Source organism: Paenibacillus cellulositrophicus (assembly GCF_009363095.1).
Classification (GTDB): Bacteria; Bacillota; Bacilli; order Paenibacillales; family Paenibacillaceae; genus Paenibacillus_AQ; species Paenibacillus_AQ favisporus.
The window spans coordinates 2,847,501-2,867,375 of the sequence record NZ_CP045295.1 but is presented as its reverse complement, the minus strand read 5'-3'; the positions used below and the strand labels follow the sequence as shown (position 1 = coordinate 2,867,375).

16 protein-coding genes and 1 riboswitch (1 of these 17 cut by a window edge) are annotated in these 19,875 nt (G+C 55.3%); of the genes, 13 read left to right on the top strand and 3 right to left on the bottom strand.

Going from position 1 to position 19,875, the window contains the following annotated elements; translation table 11 throughout:
- Positions 1-38: 38 nt before the first annotated feature.
- The 4 genes from GCU45_RS12910 (at position 39) to GCU45_RS12895 (ending at position 4,833) form a co-directional block, all read left to right on the top strand.
- Positions 39-1,364: a response regulator gene (locus GCU45_RS12910; protein WP_152399242.1), complete on the top strand. Its 1,326-nt coding sequence runs from the start codon at positions 39-41 to the stop codon at positions 1,362-1,364.
- Between the two features lie 116 nt (positions 1,365-1,480).
- The gene (locus GCU45_RS12905; RefSeq protein WP_240913475.1) at positions 1,481-2,383 is read left to right on the top strand and encodes a carbohydrate ABC transporter permease; all 903 of its coding nucleotides are present in this window, start codon (positions 1,481-1,483) and stop codon (positions 2,381-2,383) included.
- Positions 2,384-3,256, top strand: coding sequence for a carbohydrate ABC transporter permease (locus GCU45_RS12900; protein WP_094600071.1), 873 nt, complete (start codon positions 2,384-2,386; stop codon positions 3,254-3,256).
- Between the two features lie 116 nt (positions 3,257-3,372).
- Positions 3,373-4,833 (top strand): ABC transporter substrate-binding protein, encoded by a 1,461-nt coding sequence (locus tag GCU45_RS12895; protein WP_152399241.1) that lies wholly within the window; start codon positions 3,373-3,375, stop codon positions 4,831-4,833.
- Between the two features lie 145 nt (positions 4,834-4,978).
- On the opposite strand, the gene GCU45_RS12890 is transcribed toward GCU45_RS12895, so the two are convergent.
- Positions 4,979-6,289, bottom strand: a complete 1,311-nt coding sequence (locus tag GCU45_RS12890) for a glutamate-1-semialdehyde 2,1-aminomutase (RefSeq protein WP_152399240.1) — start codon at positions 6,287-6,289, stop codon at positions 4,979-4,981.
- A gap of 42 nt (positions 6,290-6,331) precedes the next feature.
- Positions 6,332-7,390 (bottom strand): LCP family protein, encoded by a 1,059-nt coding sequence (locus GCU45_RS12885; RefSeq protein ID WP_152399239.1) that lies wholly within the window; start codon positions 7,388-7,390, stop codon positions 6,332-6,334.
- A 211-nt stretch (positions 7,391-7,601) separates the two neighbouring features.
- On the opposite strand from GCU45_RS12885, the gene bcp reads away from it, so the two are divergent.
- From bcp to GCU45_RS12870, 3 genes are all read left to right on the top strand, one after another.
- Complete coding sequence (bcp, locus tag GCU45_RS12880) at positions 7,602-8,060, top strand: thioredoxin-dependent thiol peroxidase (RefSeq protein WP_076175761.1); 459 nt, start codon at positions 7,602-7,604, stop codon at positions 8,058-8,060.
- Positions 8,061-8,364: 304 nt separating this feature from the next.
- Entirely contained in the window at positions 8,365-8,820 is a 456-nt protein-coding gene (locus GCU45_RS12875) for a MarR family winged helix-turn-helix transcriptional regulator (protein ID WP_167527129.1), read from the top strand.
- Positions 8,813-10,324, top strand: coding sequence for a DHA2 family efflux MFS transporter permease subunit (locus GCU45_RS12870; protein ID WP_152399238.1), 1,512 nt, complete (start codon positions 8,813-8,815; stop codon positions 10,322-10,324). The genes GCU45_RS12875 and GCU45_RS12870 overlap by 8 nt, the downstream gene beginning before the upstream one ends.
- Positions 10,325-10,474: 150 nt before the next feature.
- On the opposite strand, the gene GCU45_RS12865 is transcribed toward GCU45_RS12870, so the two are convergent.
- Positions 10,475-11,101, bottom strand: a complete 627-nt coding sequence (locus GCU45_RS12865; protein ID WP_116234349.1) for a DedA family protein — start codon at positions 11,099-11,101, stop codon at positions 10,475-10,477.
- 207 nt (positions 11,102-11,308) lie between these two features.
- Between GCU45_RS12865 and GCU45_RS12860 the strand changes: the two genes are divergently transcribed.
- From GCU45_RS12860 to GCU45_RS12835, 6 genes are all read left to right on the top strand, one after another.
- A complete protein-coding gene (locus GCU45_RS12860) occupies positions 11,309-12,646 on the top strand; it encodes a polysaccharide deacetylase family protein (protein ID WP_244364546.1) in 1,338 nt (445 codons plus the stop codon).
- A 168-nt stretch (positions 12,647-12,814) separates the two neighbouring features.
- Entirely contained in the window at positions 12,815-13,798 is a 984-nt protein-coding gene (locus GCU45_RS12855; protein WP_244364544.1) for an AAA family ATPase, read from the top strand.
- The gene (locus tag GCU45_RS12850) at positions 13,795-15,108 is read left to right on the top strand and encodes a DUF58 domain-containing protein (protein WP_152399237.1); all 1,314 of its coding nucleotides are present in this window, start codon (positions 13,795-13,797) and stop codon (positions 15,106-15,108) included. The genes GCU45_RS12855 and GCU45_RS12850 overlap by 4 nt, the downstream gene beginning before the upstream one ends.
- Positions 15,109-17,325 (top strand): transglutaminase-like domain-containing protein, encoded by a 2,217-nt coding sequence (locus GCU45_RS12845; protein WP_152399236.1) that lies wholly within the window; start codon positions 15,109-15,111, stop codon positions 17,323-17,325.
- A gap of 78 nt (positions 17,326-17,403) precedes the next feature.
- A complete protein-coding gene (gene guaA, locus GCU45_RS12840) occupies positions 17,404-18,942 on the top strand; it encodes a glutamine-hydrolyzing GMP synthase (RefSeq protein WP_152399235.1) in 1,539 nt (512 codons plus the stop codon).
- 342 nt (positions 18,943-19,284) lie between these two features.
- Positions 19,285-19,384: riboswitch (purine riboswitch) on the top strand.
- A gap of 156 nt (positions 19,385-19,540) precedes the next feature.
- On the top strand, positions 19,541-19,875 hold the 5' portion of the coding sequence (locus GCU45_RS12835) for an NCS2 family permease (protein WP_152399234.1). Its footprint extends 1,036 nt past the window's final position; the window shows 335 of its 1,371 coding nt (coding positions 1-335); the start codon lies at positions 19,541-19,543; the stop codon falls past the right edge of the window.

The window sequence follows — 19,875 nt, the reverse complement described above, 5'->3', positions numbered from 1 at the left end:
ACAAGGTATAAACAAGCTACATACAAGGGGGAGCATCCATGTTCAATATTTTGGTCGTCGACGACGAGCCGCTCATCTGCAAGGGATTAGCCGGGCTGTTGAGCGCATCGGGCCTCGACATCGGTCAAGTCTATACGGCGGGCAGCGGCCATGAGGCGCTCGATATCGTCCGGATGGAGGAGGTCGACCTGCTCGTCACCGACATTCAGATGGGCGAGATGAACGGAATCGAGCTGATGCACCAGGCGAAAATCATCAAGCCGTGGGTGCAGACGATTATTATTTCAGCGCATGAAACGTTCCAGTACGCGCAAAGCGCGATCCGGCTCGGAGCCAAGGACTATTTGCTTAAGCCGCTGAACAGCGAGCAGTTTCTGGACTCCGTCGGCAGCGTGCTGCTCAAGATGGATAAACGGATACCGCAGGTGAATGAGCTTTTGACTGCCACACAAGAGGATTTTCGCATGGAGGAGCCCGAGCCCCGCAAGAACGAGCTTCTGAACCGGCTGCTGTCGGAAGAAGCGGGCCATGAATCGGGGGATCTTGAGACGGGCGGTGAATATGGCGAGCTTAGGCTGAAGGGTCCGTATTTTGCCGTTATGAAAATGAGGCTGGACTTTTCCTCCGGCAGCCCGTCCTATACCGACAGGGATCGGCGGCTTCTCCGTTATGCCTCGCTCAATATTGTGAAGGAGCTGCTCGATCAGGAATGGGATGCGCTTCTGTTTTACTCGCCGGATGACGACATCCATGCGATTATCCAGTGGAGCGAGGCGGCGAATGCCGAAACCGGCGAGAACAAGCTCAGCCAGCTCGAAATGGCCGGCCGCAGCGTGTACCATCATATTCGCAAATATTTGAAGCTGGATTGTACAGTCGCCATCAGCCAGATTCTGAAGGGCTTTCCTTTTCTTTCTGTACTCGGCCGCCAGGCCGATAAAGCGATGCTGTGGAGCCGGCACTACCCGGACTACCGCGTTTTTTATTACGGGGACTTCAATTGGCATAACTACGCTGAAGATCCGTCTGCAGAAGAGCTGTCAACGCAGAGCAACCGGATTGTGGAGAGCACGAGGCGCTATATCGAAGAGAACTACAGCCAGAAGGGGCTGACCATTCATGAGGTGGCGAAGAAGAACCATGTCAGTCCGAACTATTTGAGCTACCTGTTTAAGAAAATTACCGGGCATAACCTGTGGGAATACGTCATCAAGCTGCGGATGGAGGAGAGCCGCCACCTGCTTCAGAACACGGACCTGCGCCGCTATGAAATCGCCGAGCGGGTGGGGTACGAGTCGCCGGAGCATTTCAGCAAAATATTCAAAAAGTATTTCGGCATGAGCCCGAGCGAGATGAAGAAGTAAGAACAGCCATCATTTCCATAGAACTAGACATGTGCGCGGGCAGCCCGCTTTTCTACAATTATCCTTAAGAAACGTTAGAGGAAAGAGGGAGACAGATGGGGGAACCCGCTACAGCTATGTTAAAGCCGGAAGCGAAGAGCGAGCCGGCGGGCAGACGAACGAGCAGGTGGAAAAAGCATCTTTGGGGATACCTGTTCATCCTGCCGGCCATTGTCATTTTCATTTTGTTTTTGTGGGTGCCGATTATCAAAGGAGCGGTGTACAGCTTCTTTACGATTGATTTCGTTAAAGGCAACACCTTTGTCGGTTTCGATAATTACGCCAGAGTGCTGCACGACCCCGATGTATGGACAGCCGTTAAAAATACGCTGTATTACATGTTTTTAACGGTCATTATCGGCTTCTGGGTGCCGATCGTGGCATCGATTGCGATTTCGGAGCTGCGCTTCTTTCAGGGCTTCGCCCGGATTGCCGCTTACCTGCCGTTTGTAGTGCCGGGCGTGGTGCTGTACGGCATGTGGCGGTGGATGTATGACCCGGTCGGTCCGATCAATGGGCTGCTCAGCAGCTTCGGTGTGGAACCGGTGTCCTTTATCTCCGACGGGCGATGGTCTATGATCTCGATTGTGTTCATGGAGACGTGGCAGCAGTTCGGATCCGCGATGCTGATCTATTTGGCCGGCGTGCTCAGCATTCCGAGAGACTGGTATGAAGCCGCCGAGATCGACGGGGCAGGCGTATGGAACCGGATCCGCTACATTACGATCCCTTCCATACGGAATCTGATCGTGCTGATGTTTATCCTGCAAATCATCGGGACGTCCCAAGCCTACCAGTCCCAGCTCGCGCTGCTTGACGGGGGACCGAACAACACGACGCTGACTTATGCGCTGCTTATCGTGAAGTACGCGTTCAACCAGCTGGATTACGGCTCGGCGACGGCACTGGGCATGCTGATGTTTATCGTACTCAGCCTGCTCGGACTGCTTCAATTCAAGATGAACAAGGAGGATTACTAGATGAGCCAGCATGACAGAGGAATCCTTTCTTCTTCCGATTTGAGGAAGCCGCTGAACAAAGTGGTGTACGGCATCATGGTGCTTGGCATCGCAGTGATGGTCGTCACGATGCTGTACCCGATTCTGATGACGATGTTTAACGGTCTGAAGACGAACCAGGAAGTGAACTCGTTCCCTCCGCATTTCTTTCCGCAAACGTGGAATTGGGACAATTTCTCGGAAGGCTGGGATTATATCAACCTGCCAATGTTTTTGAAGAACACGATCTTGATCTTCGTCGGCAATCTGCTGATGACTGTGCTGGTGCTTGGCCTGGCCTCGTTCAGCATCTCGAAGCTGAATGTGCCGTTCCGCAGGGGAATTTACTTTTTCATCCTGATGACCTTGTTTATCCCGGCGTCGAGCTATATCATTCCGAACTTCGTTAATTTGAAGGAGCTGGGCCTGCTCAATACGTATTGGGCGTTCTGGCTGCCGGCCGGAGCCAGCGCCTACTATTTTCTGCTGATGAAAAATTTCTTCGACGGCATTCATCCGGAGATCTTCGAAGCGGCCCGCATCGACGGAGCGTCCGAACTCACAAGCTACGTCCGGATTGCCGTTCCTTTGTCCGTGCCGATCTTCGCCACACTGGCCATCTTTATCTTTTCCACGGCATGGAACGACTGGTTCTGGCCGTCGCTCGTGATGCACAGTGAGGAGAAGTATACACTGGCCACGGCGATCTACAAATACGTCATCAACGCACGGAGCATGGACAACAACATTAAATTCACGATTTTGTTCATGGTCATGATCCCGCCGATCTTCGTATTCCTTGTGTTCCAGAGGTTCATTATGCGGAGCGTCAGTTTGTCGGCGGTTAAAGGATGACCGGCCAACATCGTAGGCATGCACATGAAGGGCATACGATTACACATCGATTGATGAACCATCCTCTCTTATGATGAGAGGGTAAACCATACCATTTGACGAAAAGGGGAGTTTCAATGCGTAAGTTTTCCATGGTGCTGATGTGCCTCCTGCTGTCGGCCTCGGTGCTTGCGGCTTGCAGCGGCGGCAGCAAAACGGCCGGCGGCGACAATCAGGGCAGCGGGTCCGATGGATCCGGATCCGGGGGAACGACGGCGACGACGGATGCGGGGAAATCGGAGGACGATATTACCCAGAAGAAAATCACGATCAAAATCCACTATCCGCTTCCGGACCAAAAAGATCTGCGGGCGCAGGAAGACGACAAGATCAAACGGTTCACCGAGAAGTATCCGAACGTGACGATCGTGAAGGACGACTGGCAGTACAGCGTCAACGAAATCGGCATCAAAATGGCTTCGAACGAAGCCCCGACGTTCTACAACACGTTTGCGACCGAAGCGCAAATGCTGGTGGAACGCGGCTGGGTCGCGGATATTTCGGACCTGTACAACAAGTGGGAATACAAGGACGAAATGAATCCGCTGCTGCAAAACCAGTTCATGGTGGACGGCAAGGTCTACGGCGTTACCCAGAACGGGTATATCACATCGACCATGATCAACAAAGCGCTGCTTGACGCCAAGCAGGTTCCAGTGCCGCCATTGGACTGGACGTGGGACGATATGTACAATACGGCCAAAGGCGCGGCTGATGTGAAGAAGGGCATCTCCGGCATTGCGCCGATGGGGAAAGGCAATGAAGCCGGATGGAACTGGACGAACTTCCTGTTCGAGGCGGGCGGGGAAATCCAGAAGGTGGAGAACGGGAAGTATACGGCGGCGTTCAATTCGGATGCCGGCGTGAAGGCACTCGATTTCTATAAGAAGCTGAGATGGGAAGCCAACGCCATTCCGAAGGATTGGGCTCTCGGGTGGAGCGATGCCCTGAACGCGTTCCAGCAGGGACGGACGGCGATGGTCATCGCAGGCGCGTATGACGTCATTGACGCCGCGCTCAACCAGGGCGGGCTGAAGCCGGAGAACGTGCTGGCCTATCCGATGCCGGCGGCTGAGAAAGGCGGCAAGCATTACGGTATTCTCGGCGGCAACTATCTCGTCATTAATCCGAACGCCACCAAGGATGAGCAGGAAATGGCGTTCCGCTACATCACGTTCGACTACTTTACGGATAAAGGGCTGGAAGCGCTCGAAGGCAATATTCAGGAGCGTAAGTCCAACAATAAATATTTCGTACCGGCACCGCTGAACTACTTCAAGGACGATTCGGAGTACGGTAAAAAGGTGGCCGCGATTTACGACAAGTACGACAACGTGTACAAATACGATCCGAACCTGTTCGGACTGCTGGACGGCAAGCCTGAAGCCCAGTACGGCACCCAGGATTACTATGGCGCGATGTCCAACGTCGTACAGGAGCTGTTCTCGAAGAAAGACACGGATTCCAAGAAGCAGTTGGACGACGCGGCCAAACTGGTGCAAACCAAGTTTTTCGATGAGATCAAGCCTCAGCAGTAAGGAAGCGGACGGCCGGAATTGTGGCCAGATGTTAGCTTAGAGGTACTTATCATAATACAAAAAAGACCCTGCCTACGGCATAACAGCCGCAGGCGGGGTCTTTCGTTATAATCGGCGTGGATTCCAGCCATTCCCGGATTCTCTTTTACTTGCTGATCTCCTTGAAGGAGGCTTCTGCCGCTTCCAGCGTCGCGTCGATGTCCGCTTCGGTATGGGCTGTGGTCAGGAACCAGGCCTCGTATTTAGACGGCGCGAGATTGATATTACGGTTTAGCATGGCGCGGAAGAAGGCGGCGAAAGCTTCGCCGTCCGTATCCTGCGCTTCGTCGTAGTTGGTCACCGGATGGTCGCAGAAATGCGTGGACAGCGACCCGCGGATGCGGTTGATCGTCAGCGGCACGCCGTATCGGCCGGCCGATGCCTGGAGTCCGTCCGCGAGCTTCGCAGCGAGCCGGTCCATCTCTTCATAGACGCCTTCGCCTTGAAGCACTTCAAGGCAGGCGATGCCCGCCGAGATGGAGGCCGGGTTGCCCGCCATCGTGCCGGCCTGGTAGGCCGGGCCGAGCGGCGCGACCTGCTCCATCACTTCCTTGGAGCCGCCGTAGGCTCCGATCGGCAGCCCGCCGCCGATGATTTTGCCGAGGGCGGTCAGATCCGGCCGGATCGCGTCATGGTTCTGCAGGCCGGCAAAGGTCTGCGTGCTGCCGTAGTGGAAGCGGAAGGCGGTGATCACCTCGTCATAAATGACGAGGGAGCCATTGTCATGGGCCATGCGGCAGAGGCCCTCCAGGAAGCCCTCTTTCGGCATGACCATGCCGAAGTTGCCGACGATCGGCTCGACCATGACGGCCGCTACGTCGTAGCCCCATTTGGTCAACGCGGCCTGCAGGGCGTCAAGATCATTGAAAGGCACGGTAATGACTTCGTGCGCAATGCTGGTCGGGATGCCGGCGCTGTCCGGAATCCCCAGCGTAGAAGGGCCCGAGCCGGCCGCCACGAGCACGAGGTCCGAATGGCCGTGATAGCATCCGGCGAACTTGATGATCTTGTTGCGCTTCGTGTAGGCACGCGCGACGCGGATCGTCGTCATGACGGCCTCGGTGCCGGAGTTGACGAAGCGGACCTTGTCCATCGACGGGATCGCTTCCTTCAGCATCCGGGCGAGCTGGATTTCAAGCTGCGTCGGCGTTCCGTACAAGGTGCCGCTCTGAGCGGCACGCGTAATGGCTTCCGTGATATGCGGGTGGGCGTGCCCGGTAATGATCGGGCCGTAAGCGGCGAGGTAGTCGATATAACGGTTGTCGTCCTCATCCCAGAAGTAGGCTCCGTTCGCCCGTTTCATAAAGACGGGCGCCCCGCCGCCAACCGCTTTAAACGAGCGGGAGGGGCTGTTGACGCCGCCGACGATGTGCTGCAGTGCTTCCTGATATAATTGTTCGGAACGTGTTCGATTCATGACGGATAACTTCCTTTCTCAAATAAAAAGCAGGCGGGCAGCCTAGTTGCTGCTGCCCGTACTGCTGTTCTCCCCGGTCTCCCCGGAGGTTGTTGAATTGGTATTGGTTGGGGTGCCTGTTTTGCCTTCGCTGGATACCGGCACCGTCTCCGGCTTGTTCATAATATCCTGGATATACTGCTTCAGCTTGCTTTCGCTGGAAACGGTCAGGACGGAAGCACTGCCGACCTTTTCCTCTTTCAGCAGCTTCATCGGCGGAATTTGCTCGCTGCCGGCCATTTGACTCTGGTAACCGACTGTCGCCAGTTTCCACATGTCATTGACGGACAGGTTCGTATCTATATATGGGCTGACCTGCTCCAAAATGTTCGGCAGCTTCATGATGGACGTCGTGGACTGCATTTTCTGGGCGACCGCCTTCAGGAAGGCCCGCTGCCGCTCCGTCCGCGTGAAGTCCGATGTTGCGTCATGACGGAAACGGACGTACTGCAGAGCCGTTGTGCCGTCGAGATGCTGCTGGCCCTTTTTCAGGTCGATATCGTATTCATGGTTGTCCGCGTTGCTCGGATAATACATATCCTTCTCCACGTAAAAATCTACGCCGCCGACGGCGTCCACCAGCTTGATGAATCCTTGAAAATCCGTATAGACATAATACTGGATAGGAATGCCAAGCAGATCGCCGACCGCTTTCATTGCCGTATTCGGTCCATGGGTAATCGCTGTATTGATGCGGTCTTGGCCGTGTTCGGGAATGTCGGTGTACGTGTCGCGGAGGATCGAAAAGACATTGATGCGCTTCTTGACGGGATCCAGGGAGGCGACCATCATGCTGTCAGACCTGGGAACTTCACCTTCCTTGATGCCGCGGGCGTCCACGCCCATCAGCAGGATGTTGACCGGTTCGGTGCCTTCCCATTTGGGAGGATCGGGAACTTTGACTTCGACGGGGGTAACCGATTTAAAAGGAGAGTTTTCGGCGGACTTCTGCAATCCCTGCAGGCCATTATAAATCGATGCGAAATAATAGACCGCATAACCGATGATGGCTAATACGATAATGGCTATAATCCATAATATTGTTTTTTTCCTTGGAGTCATTCCTTTTCTTCCTTTCGCTATCCTGTTGAAGGAGAGTGCTTGTCTTCGACATGTTCAGACATTTGTAGAGTAAGGATTCATTTATTATAATTTTTTTTGACAATACAATCAATTTTACATTCTGGAAAGCATTTCACCAAGATAAAATGAACGAAAGTGTTCAATTTATATAGATGCAGTGCTTGGCCTCTGAAAGGAGAAAGTGATACATATGACACAATTTGCAGTTGGAGACATGGTTCCCGATTTTACCCTTCCGGCTTCTACAGGGGAGGAGATCACCCTCAGCAGCTTTAGGGGACGCAAGGTGGTGCTGTATTTTTATCCGAAGGACAATACGCCCGCGTGCACGCAGGAAGCCTGCGATTTCCGCGACGCACTTCCTCAGATTGAAGCGAAAGGCGCGGTCGTGCTAGGGATCAGCCCGGACGAGCTTAAATCCCATGGCAAATTTGCCGAGAAATATAGCCTGCCGTTTCCTTTGCTATCCGACAAGGACCATCATGTGAGCGAATTGTACGGCGTATGGCAGCTAAAGAAAATGTACGGGCGCGAGTTCTGGGGCGTCGTCCGTTCGACGTTCCTGATCGATGAAGAGGGAAGGCTCATCAAGGAATGGCGGAAGCTCCGGGTGGCGGGCCATGCCGGCGACGTCGTGTCAGTCCTTTAATTTTATGTAGCTCGCCGTACAAATATTAAAACGCATGATCATAACTATAGGAAGTGAAGCATTTAAAATGAGCTGGGCTGCCCGGAATGGTTCGGGGGCCCAGTTTTGGTCTGCAGCCGCTCCGGGTACCGCTCTTCTAATGAAAGCGATTCCGGTAAATTTCGGGGATATTTTTGAAAATGGATTGCAAAAATATATGTAAATTTATTCTTATGTTTTTATTGACACGTAAACATGTTGGTTTTAAAATAATTCGTATGCGAAATATTAAGAGATGGAAATAGAAACAGGGTGAAGAATGATTTTGGGTCCTCAAGAAGAAATTCTCGAGCTGTTGTACTCTTTTCGCCAGGTCAATCTCACGTTTTACCAAATCTTCTGGAAGCATGCCGATGCTCTTGGGACCACCTGGATTCAATATCTTGTCCTGCACACGCTCCGCGAGCATCCGGACATCGGACTCTCCGAGCTAGCAGATTTAATTCTTATGGGGAACAGCGCCACCAGCGGGGTTGTCAATCGGCTCGTCAAGGCCGGGCTCGTTGAACGCAGACGGCTCCAGACGGACCGGCGGTCGATCGCGCTGCGGATAACTGAGAAGGGAGATGAACTTAGACAGCAGACCGAGCAAGTCAGCATGGGCTGCCTGCTGCCTCTTTTACAGATCAAACAGGAGGACAGAAGCCATTTACTAGCGACACACCAGCAAATTATTCAGATTTTCAGCCAAAAGGGAGAGAGAGAAAGTAATTATGAATAGCAGTCAAGCTCAGTCTATGGAGCATATCCGGAAAGGGCCGATCATTGCCGCACTGCTCCTCGGCGCATTCGTGGCATTTTTGAATCAGACCTTGATGAATATCGCCCTGCCCAAAATTATGGATGATTTGGGCATTCAGCCGACGACAGGCCAATGGCTTACGACCGGCTTCATGCTGGTTAACGGCGTATTGATTCCAGTATCGGCATTTTTGATCGCGCGGTTTACAACCCGCCAGCTGTTTATTTCGGCGATGACGATGTTTTCGCTGGGAACGCTGATATGCGCGATATCACCCAATTTTGGGATACTTATGACCGGACGCGTCATTCAGGCGGCTGGCGCAGGCATTCTGATGCCGCTGATGACCGTCGTGTTCCTGAACATTTTCCCGATCGAAAAACGGGGATCTGCGATGGGCATGATGGGGATCGCCATGATCCTGGCTCCGGCTATCGGACCGACATTGTCGGGGTACATCGTTGAACATCACTCCTGGCGGGTTCTGTTCTACATCATCCTGCCGGTAGCGATCATCGCCACATTAATCGGCGTATTTTTCTTGAAGAACGTAACGAGCGTGACCAAACCGAAATTCGACTTCCTGTCGGTGGTTCTGTCGACCATCGGCTTCGGCGGCCTGCTCTATGGCTTCAGTGACGCGGGTACCGACGGATGGGGGAGCGCGACCGTTATCGCCACGCTGATTGTCGGCGCGGTAGGACTGATCCTCTTTGTTTGGCGCCAGCTCGTATCCAAGACTCCGATGCTGGAGTTCCGGATTTTCAAATACAACATGTTTACGCTGACGACGATCATTAACGTCATTATCACGATGGCGATGTACGCGGGCATGATCCTGATGCCGATCTTCCTGCAGAACATCCGCGGCTTCACGCCGCTCGAATCGGGCCTCATGATGCTGCCCGGCGCGATTCTGATGGGGATCATGTCGCCGATTACTGGCGCGGTCTTTGATAAAATTGGCGCAAGATGGCTGGCCGTCGTTGGCTTGATCATCACGGTGATCATGACTTATGAATTCAGCCGTTTGACCGTTGAAACATCGTACGCCCATCTGATCGTCATTTATACGATTCGGATGTTCGGTATGTCGATGCTGATGATGCCGATCCAGACCGCAGGTCTCAACCAGCTGCCGCGGAACATGAATGCTCACGGTACGGCGATGTCCAATACGCTGCGTACCATTTCGGGCTCGATCGGTACGGCGATCCTGGTGACGGTCATGACCAATGAAACGAAGAGTCATGTCAAGGACGTCCTTGCCGGGGGTACGGTCAATCCAGCCGACAAAGCCGCTATGGCGAAGCTGACCGCAGATTCGATGGTTCACGGCATTAACTATGCGTTCATCGTTGCCACTTGGCTGAGTGTCGCCGCGCTGGCTCTCGCTTTCTTCATCAAGAGAACGAAGCCGCACACCGAGCTCAAGAACGAGCTTCAAGGACAAAGCGTCAGCACCGCAAACGCGGAGGGTTAATGAACTTATATTTTTAGGATGTAAAAGAAAAGACGCGCACTGCATTTCATGCAGCGTGCGTCTTTTTTTATTTGTGGCAACGAGGCAGGGGAAACGCCACTGGACGGAGCTCATCGCTTCCTCGCCGTGGCCGTTCACTGTCCCGGCATGTCAGCTGACATGCAGTTTGGACAGCAGCGAGCGCATTTTTTTGCGGTAACGGTAAAGAAGAAACCCGACAACAGCGATAATGACGGCGCCGACGATCCAGAAGGAGTACTTTTCCACCAGGTGAAAAGCGAACTTCCACTGCGGGCCGAATATTTTGCCGATGCTGATAAACAGGATGACCCAGAGCAGCGCGCCGCTGTACGCGAACAACGCGAATTTGCGGAAGGGCAGGGCGATCATGCCGGCGAAGTAGCCGGTAAAATGGCGGACGCCGGGGATGAAATATCCGATAAAGACCAGGCTTTGCCCGTATTTGTTAAACCAGCGGCTGGCCCGTTCCAGTTTATGCTCGGAGAGCAGGAACCATTTGCCATAGCGCTGGAGAAAAGGAAGGCCTGCCTTGAGGCCGATGAAGTATGTAATGGTCATCCCCAGGGTCGTTCCGGCAAACGCGACGATCAGCAGCCACCCGTAATGAAGCATGCCGTCGTAGGACAGGAAGCCTGCATAGGCCATCGTCGTTTCTCCGGGAAAGGGGAGGGCGATAAATTCCAAAGCCAGTCCGAGAAACAGCACAAGGTAGCCGTACTGCTCGAACATCAAATGAATCCATTTTAACAATTCCAAAAGGTTTTCACTCCAATTCAGGTCGGGCCCCAAAGATCACACAACCGGACTCCAACGAGTTACAACGGACTCCGATGGAATGCCATCCGGAAGCAAGGATGATTAAGCTCTTGAAAGATTCGGCTTTCCTTAAGTCTATTTCCACTTCTCTCACCATATAATCTACCAGAAAGCAGAACTCATAGAAATAGTGGAGGTAGAAGGTACATGGTGAAGAAGACATTCAGCGTTGTTCTCGGATCGATCGGGGTCGTTTTGGCGGTGATAGTTATCATATTCTGCGCAAGCGTCCGGGAAGGGCGAACCTTGCTTCAGCCTATGACGCCCTTGGTTCAGAATGCGGTCAAGACGGCTCCGGACAATGAATCTGCGAGCGAAAAGAGTTCTGCTGTCATCGGACGGCAAACCGATCCGGTCCATGTGGGCCAAGCGGGGCTGCTTGCCTCCAATACGACGAAGAAACCCGCTCCGGTCAGCCCCAAAACGGTGTATCTGACCTTTGACGACGGCCCCAGCGATTTAACGGGCCAGGTGCTGGATATTTTAAAGAAAAACAAGATTGGTGCAACCTTCTTTGTTCTCGGTGAGCAGGTAAAGAAATATCCGCAGCTCATTTCGCGGATCTACGAGGAAGGTCATGCCATCGGCAACCATACATATGACCATAATTATACCGAACTCTATCAATCTTTTCCTGCGTTCTGGGACCAAATCAAAGATACCGAAGAGGAGATACGCCTGATCACGGGGGAAAGGCCGCAGCTGATCAGGGCCCCCGGGGGGACAGCCGGGCATTTTGATGACACGTATTTTAAACTGCTGCAGCAGGCAGGGTACGTCGTGACGGATTGGAACGTGGACAGCGGCGATTCCAAGCGGCGTGATGTCCCGGCTGCGGATATCCTGAAGGGTGCCACGACGAACGTCCCGGGAGGCAAGGTAGTTCTTCTCATGCATGACGGTCCCGGCCATTCGGAAAGCGTAAAGGCCCTCCCGCAAATAATTAGCTGGTACAAGGCCCGCGGATATCAGTTCGGTGTGTTGTCACCGCAAGACCCGCCGGTTCAATTTAAAGTGAATGCCGCAGCCCGCGGACTGAAGCGAAGCGCGCCAAGCGCCGCCTGGATTCAGTCGCATATTGCGCAGAATGCCGCATTGTTCGAGCCTGGCAAACCGCTCCGCCTGGATGTCGGCGGGCTCGAGACCACGCTGGATACCGGCGAGTACAGCATCGTTGACGGACATTACATGGTGCCTTTGCGCGCGCTGACCGAGCGGATTGGGGGCAGTACAGCCTGGGATTCGGCCGGGGCGGCCTGGGTCGCGTCCTTATCGGCGGACGCCGCGGTTTCGCTGCGGATCCATGCGGATACGGGCAGGCTGGAGGCGTTGGAGGGCAATCAGGTGATCTCTAGGGCGACGCTGCAGGTGCTGACGGTCAATGGATCGCTGTGGGTGCCTCTGCGCAGCTTGTTTGAAGCTTCCGGATATGCCGGAATCACGGCATCGGTTAATGAAGAGGAGCGTCGGGTCACGGTATTTTAACGGTCTGGATGCCCAATGGAGCGAATCTACGATTTTTGCAGAGGGTTTCGTCACTCTTAAAAAATGAGCCGGTGCGGCAGGTCTACTTCCTTTTCTACATGGAGAGAATATTGATAGATTCCCTATTTTGACGGGAACAAGCCATGATTGGAAACGGAGGTTGTTACTTTGTCGACTCCATCGGTGTTTCATGATGATGTTGCCCCGGAATTATTGAACCGCGTCTTATCGCGCGTCGGATCCGTTATCGTCGGTAAAGAAAAGGAAATACGCCTTGCCCTGATATCCATGCTTAGCGGCGGCCACATTCTGCTGGAGGATGTTCCGGGAGTGGGCAAAACAATGCTGGTCCGGGCCATCGCCGCTTGCCTTGGCTGCACGTTCGGCCGGATCCAGTTCACATACGATTTGATGCCCGGCGACGTAACGGGCACTTCAATATACCATCCGCACAGCGGCAGCTTCGAGTTCCGGCCCGGGCCGGTTCTCTCCAATATTGTGCTGGCGGACGAAATCAACCGGGCTTCGCCCCGGACCCAATCCGCCCTGCTGGAGGCGATGGAAGAGCGGAAGGTGACCGTGGACGGCACCACCTATCCGCTTCCGCGCCCGTTCCTGCTGCTGGCCACGCAAAACCCGCTGCATTTCGAAGGGACTTACCGCCTGCCTGAGGCGCAGATGGACCGGTTCATGATGCGGCTGAGCCTGGGGTATCCGGAGCCGGCCCAGGAGGTGGAGCTGCTGACGCGAATGCAGCTGGAGCATCCGCTGGACGCCATAAAGCCGGTCATGCTGGCGGAAGAAATGGCGAACATGCAGCGCGCCGTCCGCGGCGTCTTCGTAGACGAGTCCATCAAGCTGGTCCTCGTCCAGGTGGCCGACGCCTCGCGCCGGCATCCGAATGTCCAGCTCGGCATCAGCCCGCGGGGGACACTGGCCTGGATGAACGCATCCCAGGCCTCGGCCTACATGGCCGGCCGCTCCTATGTCATCCCGGATGACATCAAGGATACCGCCGTGCCGGTCCTCGCCCACCGGCTGATGCTGAACCATGCCGCGCTTCTTGCGGGGGCCAGCGGCGAGGAGTTGGTCCGGGAGCTGCTGAAGCAGCTGGTGCTGCCCGTTCACTCCCGCAAAGGAGGCCGCTTATGATGCGGCGGGTCCTCGAATGGGGGATCGGGCTTGCCGTGCTGGGCGGTCTGGTGGTCATGTACCGGCTGCACGGAGGCGAGGCCTTATGGTTCATGATGTTTGTGACCTGCCTGGTGCTGGCCGGCGGCATGCTGGTTCAGCTGCTAGGCCCCCGGCAAATCCGGGTGGAACGCAGTTTGCCCCAAAGCCTGATTCCGTCGGGGGAGGCCGTGCCTGTGACCATGCGGATTTATTTCCGCTCACCGCTGCCCCTCCCCTGGATGGCTGTGGAGGATTATTATACCGGCGGGAGCTTCCGCCGCGTGCTCTTTCCGGGATTTCGGCGCTCTTTAACGTATCGCTATGAGATTCCCGCTCTTCCGCGGGGGCATTACGGGTTTGAAGCCTGTGCGCTGGAATGGGGCGGCTTGTTCGGCTGGTTCCAGGGAAGAAAGGTCGTAAAGGGAGAAGGCCGGTTTATCGTGCTGCCGGAGCCGCTTCCCGTCGGACAGGAATGCCGGCCGGCGGCTTCGCTGTCTTACAGCGAAGAGGCCAGTCTCCGGCCTCCTCGGTTTGCGGACGGCATGAAGGGGATGGAGGTGCGGGAATACGTTCCGGGGGATCCGCCGAACCGTATCCATTGGAAGCACCTTGCCCGGTGGGGCCGCCTGCATACGAGCCTGCCGGAGGAGGCGCAGCAGTCCTCTTACGCGGTCATGATCGACCGCTCCTTCAGCGGCTATATGCCGGCCGGCGCCCGGGCAGGCGACGTCAGCGGCGAGGCCGCGCAGCGGGGGTTCGAGACCGCCGTATCGGCGGCGGCAGGGCTGCTCGTTGAAGCCGGGCGTGCCGGCGAGAATGTGGCGCTGCTCGGGTCCGGGCTCCGTGCCGATATGCCGGTAGAAGCCGGAGGACCCGGCCCTGCGTCAAGGCAGGAGACTGGGCAAGAGATCACCGGCATGCTCGCAGCCTTGTCGGGACTGACGTTGGCCGGCGGCATGCCGCTGCCTGCACAGCTTCAGGAAGCTGCCGGGAACTTGAAAGGCAAAAGAACGGCCATCGTCACCGGCTATCTGACCGACGAGCTGCTCCGCGCCGTATCCGGAATCATCTCCTCCGGGGGATATGTGGATATCTATTGCGCAGGCGCTGCGGAAAGAAACGACAGCAGCGATTCGGCATCGTACGCTGCGTCGATCCACGACCCCGGCCTGTTCCGCCGGGCGGCGCTGCTTTCACGTCTGGGGGCCGGCGTATTTATCGTGCACGGCAGCCGTGTATCCCGCGTCGGTCACGTGGAGTCGAACTTCCCCGGAGAGGGGGCGGTATAGATGGAAGAGCGTACGGATCCGCTTCTGTACAGACTCATCATCTCTCTGCCCTTTATGGGGCTGTTCGCCGAATGGCTCATTCCGCTCCGGCCGCTGACAGGTTCCACGGACGACGGATTTATGACGACGCTGTTGTGGCTGACAGCGCTTCTGCTGCTGTGGGGAACCCTGCTGGCGAGGTGGACGTTTACCCTTCCGGTGTACTTCCTGCTGGTCGGCGCCGCTTGGTATAACGTTTCCGGAGAGGGCCAGCCCTTTAGCTGGCTGATTTCCTGGATATCGCAATGCCGCGATGATATTCTGCTGCTGCTGTCCACCGGGCACTTTGCCGAAACCAGCTCAGAGACCCGGACGCTGGTTTTGATCGTCGGCTGGTCCTTATTGGTTTATTCCGTGCAATCCCTTGCCTTGTCGCGGCGCAGCATTTTTTTGTTCGCCGCGGCCACCCTGCTCTACCTGATATGCCTTGAGACACTGCTTGGCATCCATATTTACGCCGATATGATCCGCACCTGCGGTTTGCTGCTGCTGCTTCAAGGGATGCTGCATCTGTCCGGACTGCGCGAGAGCGATACATCGGGGAGGTTTAGCGGCAAGGTGTACGGCACCTGGATCGTGTCGCTCAGCCTGCTGTCCCTCCTGGTCCTCGGCGGCAGCTGGGGACTGGGATATGCGGCTGAGGCCAAGCCTCCGGGGAGGATATCCTTGGAGCAGGCGGCCGGCCGGCTGGAATCCTGGATCCGGGACAATTACGGCGACGCCTCAGCCACAGCCGTGACGGGCTACAACCTGAGCGGGGATGATCAGGACATGGGAATGCCCCTGAGCCAAGGCGGGCGGCTCTATTTTGAAGCGGAGAGCCCCGTCCCTACATATTGGCGCGGGGAAACGCTCAGCCTCTATGACGGCCGTAAATGGACCGGCCAGGAGGCTGATTCCCGCACCCTGTTCATTCCGGGCGCGGTCCGGCCTGAAGGCTCGGACCCGGAAGCAGATGAGCCGGCTGCTCCGATGGCCGAGTACCGGACCGTTACCCAGCAAATCATGTTCAGCCGGCCCATGACCGAGAGCTTCCCTCTCTTTGCCGGCGGCCCCATCGCTGAGGTGCTCGACCTGGAGTCGAGCCGGAAATCGGTGTCCCTGACCGTGATCGCCGACGAAGATGCGGGAACGGTCAAGGTGCCGCTGATTTCGGGCGTGCCAGAAGTGAACGGCTACCGGATCAAGGCGGACATTCCCGCCGTGGATCCTCAGTTGCTGCGGGAAGAGACGGGCGCGGATCCGGCAAGGGTGAAGGACGAATACCTTCAGCTGCCGGACAAGCTGCCCGAACGCGTGAAGCAGCTGGCGGACCGGATTACGTCGGCGTCGCTCACACGATATGACGCGGTCGTCGCGGTGGAGGACTATTTGAAAACCTACTACGCCTACACGATGGATACCCGCGTCCCGCCCCAAGGTGAGGATTTTGTGGATGACTTCCTGTTTACGACAAGGAAAGGATACTGCAACCACTTTTCGACCGCCATGGCGGTGCTGCTGCGAAGCGAGGGAATTCCAACAAGGTATGTCAGGGGATTTGCCCCGGGAAAAGAGGACAGCGGCCACCCGGGACGCTATCAAATCAGCGAAGGCGACGCCCACGCCTGGGTCGAAGTATATTTCCCTGGCTCCGGCTGGATTCCGTTCGACCCGACGCCTGGATTTGCGCTGCCTTCCGACAGTGGAACGGTCCAGGCACAGGACGTCCATTCAGGGGGGACCTGGGACTATGTTCGCGCCGCCCTCCAGTTGAAGAACATCACGCTCGGGATCGCGTCTTTTATAGCCAAGCATGCGTGGATCGCGGTTGGAGCAGCTGCCACCGCTTTGTTGCTGGCCGCCGCCGTCCGCTGCGCCTGGACGTATCGCGGCCTGATTTGGCTGTGGTGCCTGGTGTATTTATCGCGGCGGACCTTTCCGGGCAAGGAGCAGCTGCTCCGGGCGGCGCTTCCGGCATGGAAGGGCATTACCCGCCGCTATGGCGCGGCTACGCCGGGGGCCACCGTTCGGGAATACGTGCAGTCCCTACAGGTAGATGATGAGATGATGCGCAAAGAAATGTACGATTTTGCCGCGGAATGGGAAAAGATAGCTTATGGTCAGGTTCCCGTAAGCCGCAGCCAAGGGAGCGCTTTCCTGCGAAGATGCCTTTTGATCGCCGGCAGGCTGGCATAACTTAGGTGCTGCGGCTTCCTTGACGGTATGAATTATCGTTGCGTATAATTGATTTCATTAATTGAGGGAGGCACGGTAATGAATAAGCCAAATGAAATCATCGTTGTCCTCGATTTCGGGGGACAATATAATCAATTAATCGCAAGACGCATCCGCGATCTGGGAGTATATAGCGAGCTCTTGCCTTTTAACACGCCGATCGAGAAGATCCGGGAGCTGAACCCGAAGGGTATCGTGTTCTCCGGCGGACCGCTCAGTGTGTATGCGGAAGACGCACCCCATGTGGACCCGGCTGTGTACGATTTGGGGCTGCCGATCTTCGGCATTTGCTACGGCATGCAGATGATGGCGCAGCAGCTCGGCGGTAAAGTGGAGCGCGCGCACAAACGCGAGTACGGAAAAGCAGAGCTTGAGTTCAAACCGAACACGACGCTTACCCAAGGATTGGACAACCGTCAGGTCGTATGGATGAGCCACGGGGACCATGTCGTTGAGCTTCCGTCCGGATTCCAGCTCGACGCGGGTACGGAGTCTGCTCCAATCGCGGCGATGAGCCATGGCGAGAAGAAGCTGTACGCGGTGCAGTTCCATCCGGAAGTACGCCACTCCGTGCACGGCAACGAAATGATCCGCAACTTCCTTTATGAAGTTTGCGGTTGTGAGGGTAACTGGACGATGGAATCCTTTATCGAGGATCAGGTTCGTGAAATCCGCGAAACCGTCGGTGACCAGAAAGTGCTGTGCGCGCTGAGCGGCGGCGTGGATTCCTCCGTCGTTGCGATGCTGATCCACAAGGCGATCGGCGATCAGCTGACCTGTATGTTTATCGACCACGGCCTGCTGCGCAAGGGCGAAGCCGAGAGCGTAATGGATACCTTTGTAGGCAAATTTGATATGAAGGTTGTCAAAATCGACGCCCGCGAGCGTTTCTTGTCCAAGCTGGCCGGCGTGGACGATCCCGAACAAAAACGGAAAATCATCGGCAACGAATTCATTTACGTGTTTGAGGAAGAGTCTGCGCGTTTTGACGACTTTGCCTTCCTGGCGCAAGGAACACTGTACACGGATATCGTCGAGAGCGGAACGGCAACGGCTCAGACGATCAAGTCGCATCATAACGTGGGCGGCCTTCCGGAGGACATGAAATTTAAACTGATCGAGCCGCTCAAAACGCTGTTTAAGGACGAAGTCCGCAAAGTTGGTGAGGAATGCGGTCTGCCTGAAGAAATCGTTTATCGCCAGCCTTTCCCGGGTCCGGGCCTTGCGATCCGCGTGCTGGGCGAAGTGACGGAAGAGAAGCTGACGATCGTTCGGGATTCCGACTACATTTTGCGCGAAGAAATCGCCAAAGCCGGGCTTGACCGGGAAATTTGGCAGTACTTCACGGCTCTGCCGAACATGAAGAGTGTGGGCGTCATGGGTGACGCACGTACGTATTCGTACACCGTCGGCATCCGCGCGGTAACTTCGATCGACGGCATGACCGCCGACTGGGCCCGCATTCCGTGGGACGTATTGGAGAAAATCTCGGTGCGTATCGTCAACGAGGTGGAGAACGTTAACCGCATCGTGTACGATATCACCTCCAAGCCGCCGGCCACGATCGAGTGGGAGTAAGGTTAATCGTTATCCTTTTCAAGGTTCAAGATCCGTATCTGCTTAGGCAAGTGCGGGTCTTTTTTTGTTGTCTACATAATTTCCGGGTCGATTCCAAAAGCTAAACCCTATATAGAATGAACTAAAGAAATGAACGTTACAGGGCCGCAGTGGGCCGTTATAACAGTAAGTTCAATGCAAAACTTTAGTTCAATCTATCTAGTTAGAGAAATTGTTCTGTATAAGGCGCCATCGTTCCATGGGAGAAATATGTAAATTTCCGAACATTGAATCATGTCATACTCTCGATTATTCGTTTTTTCTGTTGACAAGTGAAGCTTGTCTCCATACAATGAATGATGTGAGAAACGACATATGTTCTTTCGTATAATCCCGGGAATTGGCCCGGGAGTCTCTACGAGATCACCGTAATGATCTGGCTACGAATTTAGAAGAGATGATGTCCAACTCGCAGCGCAGCTTGCCTTGACCATGGTAAGTCCAAGCTGATGCTGGCGGGATATCTCTTTCTTTCATTCATAATGTCCGGTGGTCGCTTTGCGGTCTGCCGGGCTTTTTTGTCGTTCTGACTCAAATTTCTAAGGGGGATTATTTGAAAATGGAACGGTTCTTTAAATTAAAGGAACGCGGCACAAATGTAAAAACAGAAATGATCGCCGGTCTCACGACGTTTATGGCGATGGCGTACATCCTGTTCGTCAACAATCTGTTTCTCGGGCCGGACGGTGCGGGTATCCCTCATGAAGGCGTGTTTTTCGCCACCGCAGTCGGCGCGGGCCTCGTTACCATCCTGATGGGATTGTTTGTCAATATCCCGATCGCCTTGGCGCCGGGTATGGGTCTGAACGCTTATTTTATGACCGTCGTGCTTGGATCCAATGGTCAAATTACCTGGCAGGCTGCTTTGGGCGCCGTATTTATTTCGGGTATTAT

Excerpts from the sequence above, each read along its gene's own strand:
- GCU45_RS12910 (WP_152399242.1), top strand. The coding sequence starts at position 39 with ATGTTCAATATTTTGGTCGTCGACGACGAGCCGCTCATCTGCAAGGGA.
- GCU45_RS12905 (WP_240913475.1), top strand. The coding sequence starts at position 1,481 with ATGTTAAAGCCGGAAGCGAAGAGCGAGCCGGCGGGCAGACGAACGAGC.
- GCU45_RS12900 (WP_094600071.1), top strand. The coding sequence starts at position 2,384 with ATGAGCCAGCATGACAGAGGAATCCTTTCTTCTTCCGATTTGAGGAAG.
- GCU45_RS12895 (WP_152399241.1), top strand. The coding sequence starts at position 3,373 with ATGCGTAAGTTTTCCATGGTGCTGATGTGCCTCCTGCTGTCGGCCTCG.
- GCU45_RS12890 (WP_152399240.1), bottom strand. The coding sequence starts at position 6,289 with ATGAATCGAACACGTTCCGAACAATTATATCAGGAAGCACTGCAGCAC.
- GCU45_RS12885 (WP_152399239.1), bottom strand. The coding sequence starts at position 7,390 with ATGACTCCAAGGAAAAAAACAATATTATGGATTATAGCCATTATCGTA.
- bcp (WP_076175761.1), top strand. The coding sequence starts at position 7,602 with ATGACACAATTTGCAGTTGGAGACATGGTTCCCGATTTTACCCTTCCG.
- GCU45_RS12870 (WP_152399238.1), top strand. The coding sequence starts at position 8,813 with ATGAATAGCAGTCAAGCTCAGTCTATGGAGCATATCCGGAAAGGGCCG.
- GCU45_RS12860 (WP_244364546.1), top strand. The coding sequence starts at position 11,309 with ATGGTGAAGAAGACATTCAGCGTTGTTCTCGGATCGATCGGGGTCGTT.
- GCU45_RS12850 (WP_152399237.1), top strand. The coding sequence starts at position 13,795 with ATGATGCGGCGGGTCCTCGAATGGGGGATCGGGCTTGCCGTGCTGGGC.
- GCU45_RS12845 (WP_152399236.1), top strand. The coding sequence starts at position 15,109 with ATGGAAGAGCGTACGGATCCGCTTCTGTACAGACTCATCATCTCTCTG.
- guaA (WP_152399235.1), top strand. The coding sequence starts at position 17,404 with ATGAATAAGCCAAATGAAATCATCGTTGTCCTCGATTTCGGGGGACAA.